This is a genomic window from Rhodoluna sp. (assembly GCF_049276775.1).
Lineage (GTDB): Bacteria > Actinomycetota > Actinomycetes > Actinomycetales > Microbacteriaceae > Rhodoluna.
Genome location: NZ_JBASXC010000025.1, coordinates 1 through 16,941, shown reverse-complemented (window position 1 = coordinate 16,941; position 16,941 = coordinate 1). Strand labels below are relative to the sequence as shown.

At 52.2% G+C, this 16,941-nt stretch carries 17 protein-coding genes; 10 read left to right on the top strand and 7 right to left on the bottom strand.

Annotated features, from left to right (window positions below; genetic code table 11):
- Nucleotides 1-500, top strand: a 500-nt coding sequence (locus tag WAO31_RS01905; protein WP_509589537.1) for a SprT-like domain-containing protein, incomplete at its 5' end; no start/stop codon positions are given.
- On the opposite strand, the gene WAO31_RS01900 is transcribed toward WAO31_RS01905, so the two are convergent.
- The 3 genes from WAO31_RS01900 to WAO31_RS01890 are packed head-to-tail and all read right to left on the bottom strand — an operon-like array spanning nucleotide 497 to nucleotide 2,004.
- Nucleotides 497-1,363, bottom strand: a complete 867-nt coding sequence (locus WAO31_RS01900) for a prenyltransferase (protein ID WP_509589534.1) — start codon at nucleotides 1,361-1,363, stop codon at nucleotides 497-499. The two genes, WAO31_RS01905 and WAO31_RS01900, sit on opposite strands and share 4 nt — an antisense overlap.
- Nucleotides 1,364-1,369: 6 nt before the next feature.
- Nucleotides 1,370-1,693, bottom strand: a complete 324-nt coding sequence (locus WAO31_RS01895; RefSeq protein ID WP_509589531.1) for a lycopene cyclase domain-containing protein — start codon at nucleotides 1,691-1,693, stop codon at nucleotides 1,370-1,372.
- On the bottom strand, nucleotides 1,690-2,004 hold the full coding sequence (locus tag WAO31_RS01890) for a lycopene cyclase domain-containing protein (protein ID WP_509589528.1): 315 nt from the start codon (nucleotides 2,002-2,004) through the stop codon (nucleotides 1,690-1,692). Before WAO31_RS01890 ends, WAO31_RS01895 begins: the two co-directional genes overlap by 4 nt.
- A gap of 46 nt (nucleotides 2,005-2,050) precedes the next feature.
- Between WAO31_RS01890 and WAO31_RS01885 the strand changes: the two genes are divergently transcribed.
- The gene (locus WAO31_RS01885) at nucleotides 2,051-2,389 is read left to right on the top strand and encodes a TipAS antibiotic-recognition domain-containing protein (protein ID WP_509589526.1); all 339 of its coding nucleotides are present in this window, start codon (nucleotides 2,051-2,053) and stop codon (nucleotides 2,387-2,389) included.
- Nucleotides 2,390-2,398: 9 nt separating this feature from the next.
- On the opposite strand, the gene crtI is transcribed toward WAO31_RS01885, so the two are convergent.
- Both crtI and WAO31_RS01875 read right to left on the bottom strand, forming a co-directional pair.
- On the bottom strand, nucleotides 2,399-3,970 hold the full coding sequence (gene crtI / locus WAO31_RS01880; protein WP_509589523.1) for a phytoene desaturase family protein: 1,572 nt from the start codon (nucleotides 3,968-3,970) through the stop codon (nucleotides 2,399-2,401).
- On the bottom strand, nucleotides 3,967-4,851 hold the full coding sequence (locus tag WAO31_RS01875) for a phytoene/squalene synthase family protein (protein WP_509589521.1): 885 nt from the start codon (nucleotides 4,849-4,851) through the stop codon (nucleotides 3,967-3,969). The genes crtI and WAO31_RS01875 overlap by 4 nt, the downstream gene beginning before the upstream one ends.
- Nucleotides 4,852-4,937: 86 nt before the next feature.
- Here WAO31_RS01875 and ilvD point away from each other — a divergent pair, with 86 nt between their 5' ends.
- The 5 genes from ilvD (at nucleotide 4,938) to WAO31_RS01850 (ending at nucleotide 12,083) form a co-directional block, all read left to right on the top strand.
- Nucleotides 4,938-6,629 (top strand): dihydroxy-acid dehydratase, encoded by a 1,692-nt coding sequence (ilvD, locus tag WAO31_RS01870; protein ID WP_509589519.1) that lies wholly within the window; start codon nucleotides 4,938-4,940, stop codon nucleotides 6,627-6,629.
- Between the two features lie 57 nt (nucleotides 6,630-6,686).
- Nucleotides 6,687-8,441 carry an acetolactate synthase large subunit gene (locus tag WAO31_RS01865; RefSeq protein WP_509589516.1) on the top strand — a complete coding sequence of 585 codons (1,755 nt, stop codon included), beginning with the start codon at nucleotides 6,687-6,689 and terminating at the stop codon, nucleotides 8,439-8,441.
- A complete protein-coding gene (gene ilvN, locus WAO31_RS01860; RefSeq protein ID WP_509589514.1) occupies nucleotides 8,442-8,948 on the top strand; it encodes an acetolactate synthase small subunit in 507 nt (168 codons plus the stop codon).
- Nucleotides 8,949-9,063: 115 nt separating this feature from the next.
- Nucleotides 9,064-10,089 carry a ketol-acid reductoisomerase gene (gene ilvC / locus WAO31_RS01855; protein WP_509589512.1) on the top strand — a complete coding sequence of 342 codons (1,026 nt, stop codon included), beginning with the start codon at nucleotides 9,064-9,066 and terminating at the stop codon, nucleotides 10,087-10,089.
- Nucleotides 10,090-10,253: 164 nt separating this feature from the next.
- Complete coding sequence (locus WAO31_RS01850; protein WP_509589510.1) at nucleotides 10,254-12,083, top strand: acetoacetate--CoA ligase; 1,830 nt, start codon at nucleotides 10,254-10,256, stop codon at nucleotides 12,081-12,083.
- Here WAO31_RS01850 and WAO31_RS01845 read toward each other — a convergent pair.
- Nucleotides 12,080-13,078, bottom strand: coding sequence for a LacI family DNA-binding transcriptional regulator (locus tag WAO31_RS01845; RefSeq protein WP_509589508.1), 999 nt, complete (start codon nucleotides 13,076-13,078; stop codon nucleotides 12,080-12,082). The two genes, WAO31_RS01850 and WAO31_RS01845, sit on opposite strands and share 4 nt — an antisense overlap.
- A gap of 5 nt (nucleotides 13,079-13,083) precedes the next feature.
- A complete protein-coding gene (locus WAO31_RS01840) occupies nucleotides 13,084-14,076 on the bottom strand; it encodes a Gfo/Idh/MocA family protein (RefSeq protein WP_509589506.1) in 993 nt (330 codons plus the stop codon).
- Between the two features lie 92 nt (nucleotides 14,077-14,168).
- Between WAO31_RS01840 and WAO31_RS01835 the strand changes: the two genes are divergently transcribed.
- Genes WAO31_RS01835 through WAO31_RS01825 form a run of 3 tightly spaced genes read left to right on the top strand, consistent with a single transcriptional unit; the run spans nucleotide 14,169 to nucleotide 16,923 of the window.
- Complete coding sequence (locus WAO31_RS01835; RefSeq protein ID WP_509589503.1) at nucleotides 14,169-15,071, top strand: TIM barrel protein; 903 nt, start codon at nucleotides 14,169-14,171, stop codon at nucleotides 15,069-15,071.
- Nucleotides 15,072-15,082: 11 nt separating this feature from the next.
- Entirely contained in the window at nucleotides 15,083-16,018 is a 936-nt protein-coding gene (gene iolC, locus WAO31_RS01830; RefSeq protein ID WP_509589501.1) for a 5-dehydro-2-deoxygluconokinase, read from the top strand.
- Nucleotides 16,015-16,923 (top strand): Cgl0159 family (beta/alpha)8-fold protein, encoded by a 909-nt coding sequence (locus WAO31_RS01825; protein ID WP_509589499.1) that lies wholly within the window; start codon nucleotides 16,015-16,017, stop codon nucleotides 16,921-16,923. Before iolC ends, WAO31_RS01825 begins: the two co-directional genes overlap by 4 nt.
- The last annotated feature ends 18 nt before the right edge of the window (nucleotides 16,924-16,941 follow it).

Here is a 16,941-nt window from a genome sequence, read left to right as displayed (position 1 = left end):
GCAGACAGTTTTCCAAGGGAAAAAATCGCTTTCAGCGCCTGCGCCTAGACCGATTCGAGTACGTGGCTTTTCTGGCAAGACAAAAGATGGAACAGCACGGGCTCAAGTCACCCTGGGAATTCATATTTGACTCCGCAAAACAAAGAGCAGGTCTTTGCAATTACACCGACCACCAGATTTCGCTTTCCAAATACATTGTCGAGTACCACTCGCTGGATCAGTCCGAGCAAGTAATCCTGCATGAGATAGCTCACGCGCTTGCAGGTAAGTCTGCTGGCCACGGACCAAACTGGAAACAGGTGGCCAAATCAATTGGCTACCGCGGTGAAAAATTCACCGGCAAAGAAATAGCCGAGCAAACCGCCAGGTGGATTGGGGAGTGTAAAAACGGACACCGCCACTACCGCTTTAAGAGCCCAAGGACACAGCTTGCCTGCGGGTACTGCGGTAAAGGATTTAACCGCAAGTACCTAATTTCCTGGAGCGAGAGAGCAGCTTAGGCAGCTTGGAAGTAGTTGATAAGCAAAAGACTTATCAGTGCACCACCGGCAAAATTCAACCAGATAAATTTTCTCCAACCACGGTTGGCCCTTTCGCAATCTTCGTCAGTGATATTCAAATAAGGCGAAATGATCACCAGGTATGGAATGGCAGCAAGTGCGGCCACCATGCCGTGGGGTCCCGCGTTCATAACCGAGATACCTGCCAAGAAATAAAGCAAAAAGGCAAGCCTTACCGTGTTCCTGGCTCCAATGGCGGTGGCGACAGAATTAATGCCGGCTTCCCTGTCGGCCTTCACATCTTGCACCGCACCAAAGGCATGGCTTGCCATGCCCCAGCCCAAAAAGGCCAGGATCATGGAGAACAGCTTGAACTCAAAGATGTTTACCTCAGATAGCGCCAGCGCAAAGAGCATGGGGCCGATGAAGTGTAGGGAGGAAGTGAAGGAGTCCAAGAAGGGGATCTCTTTGAATCTAAGCTTTGGAACGCTGTATGCCAGGACTGCGGCGAGGGTAATAAGTAGAAAGAAGTCTGCGATGTCGGAGCCAACAACCAGCAGGTAAATCACAAATCCAAGGGATAGACCAATGGATGCCCAGATGGTGAGCTTGTGAAGCGAAGGGTCAAGAAGAGCTCCTTCGATGCCGCCCTTGCGGGGGTTTCGAAGATCGCTCTCGTAGTCAAAGACGTCGTTGATTCCATACATCAGAAAGTTGTATGGAATCAGGAAGAAGAAAGTCCCGATGATGAGGCTTGCATCAACCGTGCCGTTCACAAATAAATAAGTTGCGAAGAAAGGGAATGCGGTGTTTACCCAGGAGATTGGTCTTGACGACCAAAACAAAGATGTCAGCTGCTTCACTTTGTATTACTTCTTGCCCTTGTCAGAGGTTAATTTTGTTTTTTCCTGCCTAGAGCCTAGCCACCACCAGGTGAGTGGAATAAGAACTGCGGCAACCAGCGTGTAGGCGAAGTCCTCAATTGGCGCATAGCCAATAAAGGCCCCGGATAAAGTATCCGGGTTGTAGGCAACGATGCCGCTACCAACAATGAAGTTGTCAAAGATTGCGGTCATTAGCAATAGAGCTACAACTGTCCAGCAAAGTTTCTGCCAGCGAACCAACCAGCGCAAATACATCAGAATCACAGCAACTGGGATCAGGAACAGTAGGTTCAGTTCAGCGTAGGTCATCTCTTGTTCAACACCTTAGAGATCCAGGTGAGAGCAATAAGTGTGCTGTAGCAAAGCAGCATCAGGAAAAAGATTTCTTCGAGTGGAAACTCCGGAAAGATCTGGATGCCGGTCAAAAGTGTGTTGTTACCTCTAAAGAAGATTCCAAGGGCGATACCCGCGATGTCCCAAATTAGAAAAACCACAAAGGCTGGAACCATCGACAGGAAAGCACGCTTGGGGTCGACCGTGAAGGCAAGCTTGTGGGTTCTATCTAGAAGGTAGAGCCCAACGAGCGACAAAATCAGAATGACTAAGTAGCTTCCGTACATGTTTCGAGAATAGTCGCTTTGTGAAATCTTCTGTCAGAATTGAGACATGAGTAATCTCTTTGGCTATCACAGCGAGGCCTACGTTAACAAGTACTCTCAAGAAGAAAACAAACAATTCACGGTGGCCTTTGGCGAGATAACCCAAGGTTTCAAAGTAGCTATGGAAAAGGGGATGGATTTTCGGCACGAGAGTGTCCAGCAGCTAGTAAGGAGACACTACGAGTTTTGTTTACAGTTTTGGAAACCCAATAAAGAAAGCTACAAAGCTCTAGCGATGAGCTACATCATCCCATCTCCCTATAACGAAGCCTATGAGGCTGTGGCTAAGGGGCTAGGAAAGTACCACTACGACGCAATCGTATTCTTCGCCGATGAGAATCTGTAGATTCTCGAACTACTTGAGACCCTTCCACCCGCCTGCTGGTACTGGCTGTAGCTCATCGGAAATTGGACCAGTTGACTTGTCGTCAACTAGGTACTTGTAGACAAGCTCGGCACCGATAAGACACATCGGCAAACCAATTCCAGGAATGGTGTTGTGTCCCGCGTAGAACAGGTTCTTAACCTTCTTTGATCTGTTCTTCGGTCTAAAGAAGGCACTCTGTCGAAGGGTGTGGGCCATACCAAGAGCTGTGCCGTTCCAGGCGTTCAACTCGGTGACAAAGTCCCTAGGTCCCATGGACTTTCGAACAACAATTCTTTCCTTGAGATCAGGAATCTCACACCACTGCGCGATCTGATCAATGACGCGGTCAACGTCTTTTTCAAATTGCTCATCGCCGGAGCCACCAATTGAAGGATCGGCAGCGATTGGAACAAGTACGAATAGGTTCTCGTATCCCTCAGGGGCAACCGATGAATCGGTCACGCTCGGTGCACAGATGTAAAGCGAGGCAGGGTTTGGAACTTTTCTCTTGCCATCGGCTTTGTGGAAAACCTCGGAGAAGTTTTTGCTCCAGTTGTCGGTATATAGAAGTGTGTGGTGGTTAAGCTGAGGAACTTTACCCTTGACTCCGAGGTATAGAAGCATGGCCGAAGGACCCGGAACCTTATTGGACCAGAACTTCTCCGGGAAGGTCTGGTGCTTTTGATCCAGCAACTTGGTCTCCACGTGGTGCATATCCGCTGTTCCAACAACAACATCGGCTTCGATAAAGACCTCACCAACCTGAACACCGGTTGCAATGCCCTGGTCGTTGACCTGGATTTTGGAAACGGGGGAGTTGGTCTTTATCTGCACGCCGTGCTGCTTGGCAATGCGCTCGATGGCTTCAATCAGGGTATAGAAACCACCCATCGGGTAGAAAACTCCAACGTTTAGATCAACGTGGGTCATTAGGTGATACATGCTCGGGGTGTCGTAAGGGGAGGCTCCCAAAAAAACGGCAGGGAAGTTCAGAATTTTCTTGAGCCGCTCGTCTTTTACATACTTACCCGAGAAGGCGTACAGCGAAGTCACCAGGTGAGATAAGAACTTTGGTGCTTTGCCCAATACCTCTTTATTTGTGAAGCTTTTGGTGTTTTCAAAGTTTGTGTATAGAAAGTGCTTCATCGACAGGTCATAGGTCTCTTCGGCTGAGTCAAGATACTGCTGAAGTTTCTTGCCAGCTCCTGGCTCGATGGAGTCAAAAAGAGCTTTGTTCTTCTCGAGATCCTGGACGATCATGAGCTTCTCGTCGCGGCCCTCGTTTCTGGTCTGATACGCAGGCTCCAGCTTTACAAGCTTCAGCTCTTTTTCAGCTGTTGTTCCCATAAGCTTGAAGAACTGATCGAAGGCGTCTGGCATTAGATACCAGGACGGACCCATGTCAAAGACGAAGCCGTCTTTTTCCCAGATGTATGCTCGGCCGCCAACTTTCTCGCGAGCCTCCAGTAGCGTCACTTTCATTCCGGCTTTAGCAAGCAGAGCTGCGCTAGCAAGACCGGCGATACCGCCTCCGACTACGACTGCGGTTTTTTGACTCACTTAGGAACCACTCCAATCAGGGCTTTTAGGACAATGAACAACTTGGTGGTATTCGGAACCGAGATGCGAGCTCTGAGCATCTGCTCAGCAGGGGTCTTCTCGATTCGGTTGGCAAGCTCGGTAAAGAGCATCTGGGCTGCGGCAACTGCTTTTCTTGAACTCACTGGCAAAAACTTTAGACCGGCAGCTGCCTCCTTGAGATCCTCTCTGATGTATCCAAGTAGCTCAGCTTTTTGGTTCTCGTTGAAGGATTTTGGATCAACATCTGGGAAATAGCTTCTGCCAAGCTTTTCAAAATCAGCCGATAGATCTCTTAGGAAGTTCACCTTCTGGAAGGCAGCTCCCAGGGCTCTGGCGCTTTTTACAATCTGCTTATAGTCCTCGGGAGAAAAATCTGACTCTTTCACAAAGGCGTGCAGGCACATCAGCCCAACAACCTCAGCCGATCCGTAGACGTACTTCTGAAAGGATGCCGGGGTGTGCTTTCTAGGCCAGAGGTCCATCCGCATCGAGGCAAAAAACGGCTCGATGATGCCTCGGGCGAAGCCCGTTTCATTGGCCGTTCTTGCAAAAGCGTGAACCACCAGGTTGGTTGAGAACTTGGTCCGCAATGTCTTATAGATCTCGGCCTCTAGTTGATCCAGTGCAACCGATGGTTCGACGTTGCCGCCACCAACTCTTGCCTCGGCGGCTGCGCCATCGACTATTTCGTCGGCGACTCGAACCAGGGCGTAGATGTTTCTAACGTGCTGGCGGATTTCCGGTGCAAGCAGCTTTGTTGCCACGCCAAAAGACGTCGAGTAAGAGTCGATAACCGCATTCGAGGAGCGCTCGGCGGCTTGGGTATAAAGCTCAAGTGAGCTCGGGTGGGGATCTGACATCCCTTCTATTATTCAGGCTATTTCGGACAATCGGGACCGATTAATCCCCAACCTAAAGCCCGAGTTTGCAAGTTAGACTTAAGCGCATGACAAACCATATGAAACCCCGCTCTCACGCGGTTACAGACGGAATTGAGAAGGCTCCAGCTCGTGGAATGCTTCGTGCCGTGGGAATGGGCGACGATGACTGGGCAAAGCCCCAGATTGGCATCGGATCCAGCTGGAATGAGCTAACGCCCTGCAATCTTTCACTCGACCGTCTCGCCAAGGCCGTCAAGGTCGGAGTCGCTCGCGCAAACGGTTTCCCTATGCAGTTTGGAACCATCTCGATGTCCGATGGAATCTCCATGGGCCACGAAGGTATGCACTTTTCTCTAGTTTCTCGAGAGGTCATCGCGGACTCCGTTGAGGTTGTCATGCAAGCCGAGCGCCTGGACGGCAGCGTGTTGCTCGCTGGCTGTGACAAGTCACTTCCTGGAATGCTGATGGCGGCAGCTCGCCTGGACCTAGCGTCAGTGTTTTTATACGCCGGATCGATTGCTCCGGGTTGGGTCAAGCTAACCGATGGAACCGAAAAGCCCGTGACGATCATTGACGCCTTCGAGGCGGTTGGTGCCTGCAAGGCAGGAACCATGTCCGAGGAAGACCTCGGAAGAATTGAAAGAGCGGTTTGTCCTGGCGAAGGTGCTTGTGGCGGAATGTATACCGCTAACACAATGGCTTCAATTGGTGAAGCGATTGGTATGAGCCTTCCAGGCTCGGCAGCTCCACCATCTGTAGATAGAAGGCGTGACACCTGGGCCGAGCGAAGTGGCGAGGCGGTTGTAAACCTGATCGACAAGGGCATCACCGCAAGACAGATCATGACCAAGCCGGCATTTGAAAATGCCATCGCGGTGCTCATGGCATTCGGTGGCTCCACCAACGCAATTCTTCACCTTCTGGCAATTGCCAGGGAGGCGGAGGTCGACCTTACCTTGGATGACTTCAACGCCATCGCAGATAGAGTTCCTCACCTTGGAGACCTCAAGCCATTCGGTCAGTTCGTTATGAACGACGTTGACAAAGTAGGTGGAGTTCCAGTTTTGATGAAGGCACTTCTTGATGCAGGACTCATGAACGGGGATGTTATGACCGTGACTGGCAAGACCCTGGCTGAGAACCTAGAGGGAATTAACCCCCCAGATCCTGACGGCAAGATCATTCGCGCCATGAATGACCCAATCCACAAAACCGGAGGAATCTCAATTCTGAAAGGATCGATGGCTCCCGAGGGTGCTGTTGTGAAGACCGCGGGCTTTGATCTTGAGACATTTGAGGGCCCAGCAAGGGTATTTGACCGCGAGGCTGCTGCAATGGAAGCTCTCACTGAGGGCAAGATCCAGAAGGGCGATGTTGTTGTTATTCGCTACGAAGGACCCAAGGGAGGCCCCGGAATGCGGGAGATGCTAGCCCTTACCGGAGCAATCAAGGGTGCGGGACTGGGCAAGGATGTTCTACTATTGACAGACGGACGATTCTCAGGCGGCACAACCGGCCTGTGTATCGGACATATTGCTCCAGAGGCGACCGAAGGTGGTCCGATTTCTCTGGTTCGTGATGGAGACCTTATTCGGGTCGACATCGCAGCTCGTTCGCTGGAACTACTCGTTGATGCGGGGGAGCTGGAAGCCCGAAAGAAAGTATGGGCTCCTCTTCCACCACGCTATACAAAAGGTGTGCTCGCTAAATTCACCAAGGTGGTGCGCTCGGCTTCCGAGGGTGCCTACTGCGGATAGATCAAGCGAATTCGCCAAACTAGCAGTTTTATCAATCCAGACGGGGATGTAGAAAAAATGCCAACCGAGGTATTAACAGGTGCTCAAGCAATAGTTCGCTCGCTTGAACTAATTGGAGTAGACACCATCTTTGGTCTGCCCGGTGGCGCAATTTTGCCAACCTACGACCCGCTCATGGACTCCAAGAAAATACGTCACATTCTCGTTCGCCACGAACAAGGTGCCGGTCACGCCGCCGAAGGCTACGCCTCGGCTTCCGGCAAGCTCGGTGTTTGCATTGCTACCTCGGGGCCTGGAGCTACCAACCTCGTGACCGCAATAGCTGACGCCCATATGGACTCGGTTCCTCTTCTTGCCATCACCGGTCAGGTTCCATCAACCCACATCGGAACTGACGCTTTCCAAGAAGCGGACATCGTTGGAATTACGATGCCGATTACAAAGCACAGCTTCCTTGTGACCCGCGCAGAGGATATCCCGGGCGTCATTGCCGCTGCCGTTCAGATTGCAACGACGGGAAGACCAGGACCGGTACTTGTGGATGTTGCCAAGGACGCTCAGAACCAGAAAGCTGAGTTCATCTGGCCGCCAAAGATTGATCTTCCCGGCTACAAGCCAACCACCAAGGCTCACGGCAAGCAGATTGCTGCAGCAGCTGATTTGATTCTTTCTTCCAAAAAGCCAGTGCTATACATCGGTGGCGGATCCATTCGCGCTGGAGCACACAAAGAGCTTCTAAAGATTGCATCCTTGACCGGAGCTCCTGCAGTTACAACCCTGATGGCAAGAGGCGCTCTTCCTGACACCCACCCGCAGAATCTGGGCATGCCCGGCATGCACGGAACCGTGCCTGCCGTGACAGCCCTGCAGAAATCAGACCTGCTCATTACCCTCGGCGCTCGCTTTGATGACCGAGTCACCGGAGACGCCAAGAGCTTTGCTAAGGGCGCCAAGGTAATCCACATCGACATCGACCCTGCCGAGATCGGCAAGATCCGTCACGCCGATGTCCCAATCGTTGGCGACCTGAAGGAAGTGCTACAGGAGCTAAACGCCGAGCTTGAGAAAAAGACCAAGGGCAAAAAGCCAGATCTAAAAGAGTGGTGGGAGTTCGTGGACGGACTTAAGAACCGCTACCCACTTGGCTACGACTGGCCAGATGATGGCATGCTGTCGCCACAGTACGTAATCGAGCGCATCGGTGAACTCTCAGGACCTGAGGCAGTATTTGCCGCCGGCGTTGGTCAGCACCAGATGTGGTCAGCACAGTTTATTAAGTATGAAAGACCAAACTCCTGGTTGAACTCAGGTGGAGCCGGAACAATGGGCTACTCGGTACCGGCAGCGATGGGTGCCAAGGTTGCACAGCCAGAGAGATTGGTTTGGGCAATCGATGGCGACGGCTGCTTCCAGATGACCAACCAGGAACTTGCCACCTGCACCATCAACAACATTCCAATCAAGGTTGCCGTTATCAACAACTCTTCTTTGGGAATGGTTCGTCAGTGGCAGTCGCTTTTTTACAACGGCCGCTACTCAAACACCGATCTACACACCGGCCAAGATTCCATAATGATTCCGGATTTCCTGAAGCTGGCTGATGCCTACGGTTGCCTCGGCATCCGCGTCACCAAAAAGGAAGAAGTGGACGCGGCCATCAAGCTCGCAATGGAAACTAACGACCGTCCGGTTGTTATCGACTTCGTAGTTGGTAAAGACGCTATGGTTTGGCCGATGGTTCCCGCAGGGCTTTCAAATGACGACGTTCAGTTCGCTCGCGATGCGGCTCCGGTATGGGACGGTGACGAGTAAATGACAAGACATGTACTTTCACTTCTTGTTGAAGACAAGCCGGGTCTATTGACCCGCGTAGCGGGTCTATTTGCCCGCCGCGCCTTCAACATCGAGTCATTGGCCGTTGGTGTTTCGGAAGTTCCGGGACTATCTCGAATCACCGTGGTTGTCACCGTTGAGGGGCTAGCTCTTGAGCAGATGACCAAGCAGCTCAATAAGCTAATCAACGTAATCAAGATAGTTGAGCTAGAGCCAGACTCTGCCGTGCAGCGCGATCACCTGCTAATCAAGGTAAAGACCGATGCTTCGACCAGGTCACAGGTGCTGGAAGCGGTGAACCTGTTCAGAGCTAGGGTTATCGACGTGGTTTCCGATGCTTTGATCATTGAAATCACCGGTGACGCTGCCAAGTGCCAGGCCTTTATCAAGGTCCTCGAGCCATTTGGCATCAAGGAGCTTGTTCAGTCAGGTGTTTTGGCTATGGGCCGCGGCTCCAAGTCGATTAGCGAGAAGATTTCCAAGTAACAATCACAAGTAACAATCAACAAAAAAGATTTGCAAGAGGTTAGAAAGTAAATAAACAAGTGTGACCCTCGGGTGTCGTTGGTCAGTACCGAATAAGAGAAAGACAAAAAACCAAATGGCTGAAATTTTCTATGACAAAGACGCCGATCTATCGATCATCCAGGGCAAGAAGGTAGCCGTTATCGGCTTCGGTTCTCAAGGTCACGCCCACTCCCTAAACCTGAAAGACTCCGGCGTTGACGTCGTAGTTGGTCTTCAGGAAGGATCCAAGTCCAAGGCCAAGGCCGAGGAGCAGGGACTGAAAGTTCTTACCCCCGCAGAAGCAGCAGCTTGGGCAGATGTCATCGTGGTGCTTGCTCCGGACCCACGCCAGAGAGACCTATACACCGAGTCAATTGAGCCAAACCTCAAAGAAGGAAAGGCCCTTGTCTTTGGACACGGATTCTCGATCCGCTTTGGCTACATCGTGCCACCAGCCGGTGTTGACGTGATGCTTGTTGCCCCTAAGGGCCCAGGACACATCGTTCGCAGAGAATACGTTGATGGCCGAGGAGTTCCAAACTTGGTTGCAGTTGAGCAGGATGCAACAGGTCACGCATTCGAGCTAGGACTTTCTTACTCAAAGGCAATTGGTGGAACCCGCGCCGGAACCATCAAGACCACCTTCGCTGAAGAAACAGAGACAGACTTGTTCGGAGAGCAGGCTGTTTTGTGTGGTGGAGCTAGCCAGCTAGTCCAGTACGGCTTCGAGACTTTGATTGAAGCTGGCTACCAGCCAGAGGTTGCATACTTCGAGGTTCTACACGAGCTGAAGCTAATCGTTGATCTGATGTACGAAGGTGGAATTGCCAAGCAGCGCTGGTCAGTATCTGACACCGCCGAGTACGGTGACTACATCTCAGGACCTAGGGTTATTGGCCCAGAGGTCAAAGAGCGCATGAAGGATGTTCTAACCGACATTCAGAATGGCGCCTTCGCCAAGAGATTCGTTGCTGACCAGGATGCCGGAGGACCTGAGTTCCTAGCGCTACGCGCTAAGGGCGAGGCTCACCCAATCGAAGAAGTCGGAAGATCACTTCGCAAGCTGTTCTCCTGGATCAAGAACTCAGATGATTACAAGGAAGGTCAGGCTGCTAGATAATAGTGCCGTTATAGAAGTGTGATTTAGATGAAAACCCTCGCTCCGGCGGGGGTTTTCTTCATTTCCCAAATAAGCAGTGTTTGACCAGCACCTTTTTTATAAAGGCATCCAAACCAGCTACGATTTGGAGCATGTTGCTGAAAACTCTTATGTCTCGAAACGGGATGGAAAATTTTCAACAGCTACACGCGTGGTCGGTAAAAAACCCAGCGCTTTTTTGGTCGCAGGCTTTCGATGACTGCGAAATTGTTGGAACCAAGGGCGCATCAGTTAGATCGGGTGACAATTTCGCGAACGTCAAGTGGTTTGATGAGGCAAAACTAAACGTCGTTGACACCCTGCTCCAAGGAGACGATAGCCAAGAGGTCTTGGTCGGCATAGCCGAAGATCAACCCAGAAGGTCCTTTACCCGCGGCGAACTAAAAACAGAAGTTGCGGCCTGCGCCAAAGCCCTGCGTGCAGCCGGCATCCAAAGTGGAGATCGGGTTGCAGCCTGGATGCCCAATGTTCCAGAGACCGTTGTGCTGGCGCTCGGAGCTCTTAGCATCGGCGCAATTGTTAGCACCGCATCAACCGATTTTGGTCCCGCCGCACTGGTGGATCGCTTCGGTCAAATCGAACCTAAGTTTTTACTCACCACCGCAAGCTACCGCTACGGCGGAAAAGCATTCGAGCTTGCCGACAAGATCGCGCAGGTGCTGCCCGAGCTTCCAACTCTGTCCAAGGTTGTGGTGGTTGGAGGATTGGATTCCTTCGAAAGCTGGGAAGAGTTTTTGGCACCGCATAGATCGGCCAAGCTGGAAACTGAAAAGCTCGATTTTTCTCATCCCGGGTTCATTCTCTTTTCTAGCGGAACAACCGGAAGACCAAAGTGCATTGTGCACTCGGCCGCCGGAGTGCTACTGAAGGTACTTGCCGAGCAGGGCTATCAGCTGGATATCAAGCCTTTGGATCGAGTACTTTACTCAACCACCTGCGGTTGGATGATGTGGAACTGGCTCGTTGTGGCTCTTGGTCGAAAGGCGACCATCGTGCTAGTTGATGGAAGCCCCGGCTACCAGGGCATCGAAAGGCTCTGGTCGATTGCCGAGAAAGAAAGACTTACTTTCTTAGGCGTATCAGCTGCCCTGATAGATAGCTGGCGAAAAGAAGGGACTAACCCCGCTTCCAAGTTTGATCTTTCACATTTACGAACAATGGCATCCACCGGATCACCGCTTGCTCCGAGCGGTTTTGACTGGGTAAGCGAAAAAGTTTCTGAGAGCGTTCACCTCGCCTCAATTGCGGGGGGCACTGATGTCTGTGGCTGCCTAGTCCTTGGGGTGCCAACCGAAAATGTGGTGCGGGGAGAAATTCAGGGTCCAGCCCTTGGGATGGACATTGCCATTCTTGATTCAGAGGGTAGGCAAGTTCCAACCGGTGAAACCGGTGAGCTGGCTTGCCGAAATGACTTTCCAACGGTTCCGCTTGAGTTTTGGGGGGACTTGGACGGATCGAAGATGCGCTCTGCTTACTTCGAAAGAATTCCCGGAGTTTGGGCCCACGGCGACTACGCCAGGCAAAGCGCTTCGGGAGGCTTTGAGATCTTGGGAAGGGTTGATGCAACCCTAAATTCCAAGGGGGTTCGCATCGGCACCGCCGAGATTTATCGAGTGGTGCTAAATCTTGCCCCAATTACCGGGGCCCTCGCGGTAGCGCAACCCTTCGAGGGAGACACCAGAATTGTGCTGTTTGTGGTTGCAAATCAAGAACTTGATGAAAACCTCATCCAAGAAATTTCCTCTAGCCTTCGAATCAACGCAAGCCCGCGCCACGTACCGGGACTGATTGTTTCGGTTCCTGATTTACCCAGGACCCGAAACGGCAAGCTCAACGAGCTAGCTCTTGCCGATATAGTCTCCGGAAGACCCGAGCGCGATAGCTCAACCCTTGCTAACCCGGAGTGCCTGGATTGGTTCAGGAACTGGGCAAAAACCTTTGCCCAAGATGCCTAAAGAGCCCTCGCGGTACCCCTAACCACCAGCTTTGATAAAACCCTGGTGTGAACAGATTTTGATTTGGGGTTATTGATTCGCTGAACCAAACTCTTGGCCGCCAGGCGGCCAAGATCATCCAGCGGTTGGGCAATTGTTGTGAGGTTCACACTTCGAAGAGCCCCGAGGCTAATCCCGTCATAGCCAACTACCGATATGTCCTCCGGTACTTTCAAACCCGCTTCTTCGATTGCGGCAATGGCTCCCATTGCCGCAATGTCGTTTGCAACAAACAGTGCCGTTGGCTTTTGCTCGAGAGCCTTGGTTGCGGCTCGGTATCCGGTGGTGTCGGTTAGTCCTCCCGGGACCACCGAACTAAAGCTTGCTTTGCCGTGGCGCTCCATGGCAATTTTGTATCCCTCGACCCTAGAGTGTGAGACCGGGTTATCGCCGCCGCTCAGGCAGATAATTCTGGAGTGACCCAAATCCACCAGGTGATCAACGGCCAGTTGGGCACCTGAAATATCGTCATTGCATACGGTGTCTAGACCTGTTGCGGTTATGTCTTCCCTGGTCACGGTGACGGTCGGGACCTCCTTTGCGATTACCGCCAACTCCTTAGCGGCTAGGCGGTGGGAAATAAGTATCAGCCCCTCAACCTGGAACTGCAGCAGGGTGTCGATCTCGGTTTTTTCAAGAACGGGATCGTCTCCTCCGGTGACCAGCATGGTCGAGTACCCGTAGTCTCGAAGCTCGGACTGGACCCCGTCCAGAATCTCGGCAAATACCGGGTTATGAAGGTCAAGGATCAAAACCCCCATGGTCTGACTGCGTTTTACCGCAAGGCTTCTCGCAGCCGCATTTCTTCGGTAACCCAGTTGCTCTGCGGCCTCAAGAATCTTTTCCCGGCTTTGCTCGCTTACCTTTTCAGATCCAGAAAGCGCCAGTGAAACCAGTGATTTTGAGACCCCGGCCAGCGATGCCACATCGTGGATGGTTGGTTTGGTTGCCGACATCTTGATTAGGAAACCTCGGCCACCAAAACGGCGCTGCCGCTGGCAGCCGACTTCTCACAGGCCTCCGCGATTCTCAGTGACTCCAGGGCGGAATTCGGTGGGCAGGGATTTTCTATTTCTCCTAAGGCAAATAAAACAAAAGCCGAAGTCTCGTTCAGGAAGGCATCACGAAATCGGTCAACAAATCCCAGATACGGATTGGTATTTAGCCCAAGAGTTTTTTCCAGATCTCTCAGCGGTGTTCTGGAATTTAGTCCAGCGGAAATTGAATTTTTCGAACCGAAGGCCTCGAGCCTGACGTCTTGCCCGAGAGCGTTGTGCCTGGTACCGGAGACAACAACCGGAACACCGCTTGTCGTCATCGCCAATACAGCTGAGGTGTCGGCATCTCCAAAGTCGGCGTAGTCCATGTGTTCCAAAACCGACTTTGTTGCAGACACCTTCTCAACTTCGCTACCGGTAAGCCACCTGATTAGGTCAAAGTCGTGAACGTGCATGTCTCGGAAGATTCCACCGGATCCTTCAATGAACTCTCTCGGGCTCGGAGTGAAATCGTGCGCGGTCATGGTGATTGAGTAAAGGGTTCCGATTTCACCCGAGGCAATCTGTTTTTGAACCTTCTGTATGGCGTCATCAAAGCGACGCTGAAAACCAATTTGCATTGGCGAGCCGTATTTGGCCGCCAAGTCGATTGCGGACTTGGTTCCAGAAAGGGTCGCCGCAATTGGCTTTTCACAAAGCACCGGTTTACCGGTTGGAAGAATTGAAGCCAGCACCTCTTCGTGGGCAGCTGTTCCAACCGCAACCACGTAAGCATCGACTTGAACTTGACCAAGCTGATCCCAGGGGACAAACTCGACCTTGAACTTATCGGCCAGGGCTTTGCCTCGCTCCTCGTTCCGGTTTGTGACAAAGACCTTGGAAACCTTTGGATTGGTTGATAGATCCTCGACTCGGATGGCGCCCATGCGCCCAGCCCCGATAACTAGAACCCTCATGGCCGACCCCCTTCGCTTCAGGTAAGTGGTGTTGCGGAAAGTGACTCCAGTCTGGCATACTTTTGGAACGTTCCAACGAAAGGTCTCCAAAGTTGTCAGATTTTCTTTCTCGCGTAGCCTCCGCGCCAATTTCATGGGGCATCTGCGAGGTTCCCGGTTGGGGCGAGATGCTTCCAACCAAGCGAGTGCTCAACGAGATGAGAGGCCTCGGTTTTACAGCAACCGAACTGGGTGCCCCCGGATTTTTGCCAACTGATCCAACGGAGGTTAAGGACGAACTTGCAACATTTGGAATGAAACTGCTCGGTGGGTTTACTCCGGTTGTGGTGCACGATAAGTCGCAGCGTCAGGCAACTATCGACAGTGCAACAACTACCGCAAAACTTTTTCAAATAGCAGGTGCGAAAAAATTTGTTTCGGCCGCGGTCGTCGACTGGGACTGGTCGGTGCCAACTACTCTTTCGGCCGACGAGCAAAAGCACATGGCCGAAATGTTTCGAATCATTGACGAGATCTGTGAAGAGCACGGTCTCGAGCAGGTGCTTCACCCGCACGTGCAAACAATTGTTGAAACCAAATCGGACATGGAGAAAGTCCTAGACTCCTGCGACGTCAAGTGGTGCCTGGACACCGGACACATGGCAATCGGCGGACAGGACCCGGTCCAGTTTGCCAAGGACGCCATGGATCGAGTCGGCCACGTTCACCTAAAAGATGTTCAGCTCGATATGGTTCCTAAAGTTCTAAGTAGAGAAATCACCCTGATGGCTGCAACCCAGGCGGGTCTTTTCACGCCGCTCGGTCAAGGCGACGTTGACATCATGGGCGTAATTCAAACACTGGAAAAAGCTGGCTACCGGGGTTGGTACGTAATCGAGCAAGACACCGCTCTAACCGCAGGTCTTCCAGCAGAAGGTGAAGGACCAATCCATCAGGTGACCACCTCGATGCAGTATCTGACCAACACCGTGGCCCCAACCCTGATTTCGAAGTAGAGAAAAAAATCGTGGATGTTCTAAGCGTTGGCCGGGTCAGTGTTGACCTATATGCCAAAGAGGCCAACGCTGGCTTTGACTCTGCGCAAAGCTTTACCAAGTCGGTGGGCGGTAGCCCAACCAATGTCGCAGTTGCCTGCGCCCGCTTGGGTTTGGCTACAGCCCTAGCCACCAAGGTCGGCGACGACGAGTTCGGCAAATACGTGATAAACCGGCTCACCGAGTTTGGCGTAGACACCAGGTTTCTTGGAATCCAACCCGATGCCCAAACACCCCTTGCTTTTGCAGCCCTGACCCCTCCAGAAACCCCAACCATTGTGTTTTACCGCGGTGAAGCAGCTCCGGATACTTCTTTGACTACAGCTAGTGTCAGCGAGCAAGAAATCAAGCAGGTGAAGATTCTTTGGATAAGCCAAACCTCGCTCTCGCAAGGAACTACTTCTCAAACTTGCCTGGAATGGATGGGAATGCGCGATAAAGGCTCTCACACCATATTGGATCTGGACTATCGCCCAAAGCTTTGGGCCTCTAAGGAAGAAGCCAGAGAGATGGCCTCAAAAGCAATTGCCCTTGCCTCGATTGTGGTTGGGAATCTCGAAGAGTGCGAAGTTGCCCTTGGAACAAAAGACCCCAATGAAGCTGCCGATATGCTTTTAGCCCAGGGTGTAGCTCTTGCAATCATCAAACTCGGGCCCGAGGGAGTGCTTATCAAATCAGCTTCGCAGAAAGTGATTATTCCTTCTCACCCAATCGAGGTGGTCTGCGGTCTAGGAGCCGGCGACGCCTTCGGCGGAGCGCTTTGCTACGGTTTGCTAGCTGGCTGGGATTTGGAAAAAATTGGAACCTTTGCCAATGTGGCCGGAGCACTCGTTGCAACAAGGCTAACCTGCGCTGATGCCATGCCAACAGTTTCGGAAATCGAATCTATGCTTCAGGGGGCAGCGTGAAGCTAGATCGAGAAACATACCAAGAGCTTTTAGATGCCAGGGTCTTTGAACCTCGCAGCTTGGTTAGTGCCCTAACCGGAAGGCGTCGCCGCAAGGTACTGAGCGAAGATGGCAATCTGCTTATTCTGGCAGCCGATCACACCGCTCGCGGAAAGATTTCATTGGGCAATGACCCGGTTGCGATGGCCAATCGATATACCCTTCTCGAAAGATTGGTTGGAGCTCTTGCCAACCCCGCCGTTGACGGCGTGTTGGCAAGTGCTGACATTCTCGAGGAACTGGCTTTTCTCGGAGCTCTCAACGACAAGCTGGCAATTGGAACTATGAACCGAGGCGGAATCATTGGCGCCAGCTGGGAGCTGGATGATCGGCTAACTTCATATAACCCGGAGCACATCGAGTCCATGGGACTCGATGGGGGAAAGACCCTGATTCGAATCGACTACTCGGATCCATTGGTTGCCAGAACCATAGAGACAGTCGCTGCTCTTTCTAGCCAACTGGCGGAGCGAAAACTACTTTCCATGATTGAGCCACTTCCATATATGAAGGACAAAAACGGCAAAGCTGTACTTGATCCATCCGATGATGCCCTGACCACGGTGGTCGCGATAGCCTCGGGCCTTGGCTCATCCTCGGCCTACTCTTGGCTGAAGATCCCAGCCAGCAAGCAAATGGCCGAAGTTGCCGGAGCAACCAGCCTGCCGATTTTAATGCTGGGCGGGGAGCCAACTGCAGATGACAGCGAGCTATTTGACCGCTGGGCAGCTGGCCTGAAGGTAGCAAATGTTCGAGGGCTTGTGGCAGGAAGATCACTTCTGTACCCGGCAGATTCAAACTCGCTGGGCGCGGTATCGCGCGCAGCGGAGCTGGTTCGGAAAGCATCCGCAAATCGCGGCGGCTAAAAAAAAGAGAAAAAGGAA

Excerpts from the sequence above, each read along its gene's own strand:
- WAO31_RS01895 (WP_509589531.1), bottom strand. The coding sequence starts at position 1,693 with ATGACCTACGCTGAACTGAACCTACTGTTCCTGATCCCAGTTGCTGTG.
- WAO31_RS01890 (WP_509589528.1), bottom strand. The coding sequence starts at position 2,004 with ATGTACGGAAGCTACTTAGTCATTCTGATTTTGTCGCTCGTTGGGCTC.
- WAO31_RS01885 (WP_509589526.1), top strand. The coding sequence starts at position 2,051 with ATGAGTAATCTCTTTGGCTATCACAGCGAGGCCTACGTTAACAAGTAC.
- WAO31_RS01875 (WP_509589521.1), bottom strand. The coding sequence starts at position 4,851 with ATGTCAGATCCCCACCCGAGCTCACTTGAGCTTTATACCCAAGCCGCC.
- ilvD (WP_509589519.1), top strand. The coding sequence starts at position 4,938 with ATGACAAACCATATGAAACCCCGCTCTCACGCGGTTACAGACGGAATT.
- WAO31_RS01865 (WP_509589516.1), top strand. The coding sequence starts at position 6,687 with ATGCCAACCGAGGTATTAACAGGTGCTCAAGCAATAGTTCGCTCGCTT.
- ilvN (WP_509589514.1), top strand. The coding sequence starts at position 8,442 with ATGACAAGACATGTACTTTCACTTCTTGTTGAAGACAAGCCGGGTCTA.
- ilvC (WP_509589512.1), top strand. The coding sequence starts at position 9,064 with ATGGCTGAAATTTTCTATGACAAAGACGCCGATCTATCGATCATCCAG.
- WAO31_RS01850 (WP_509589510.1), top strand. The coding sequence starts at position 10,254 with ATGGAAAATTTTCAACAGCTACACGCGTGGTCGGTAAAAAACCCAGCG.
- WAO31_RS01845 (WP_509589508.1), bottom strand. The coding sequence starts at position 13,078 with ATGTCGGCAACCAAACCAACCATCCACGATGTGGCATCGCTGGCCGGG.
- WAO31_RS01840 (WP_509589506.1), bottom strand. The coding sequence starts at position 14,076 with ATGAGGGTTCTAGTTATCGGGGCTGGGCGCATGGGCGCCATCCGAGTC.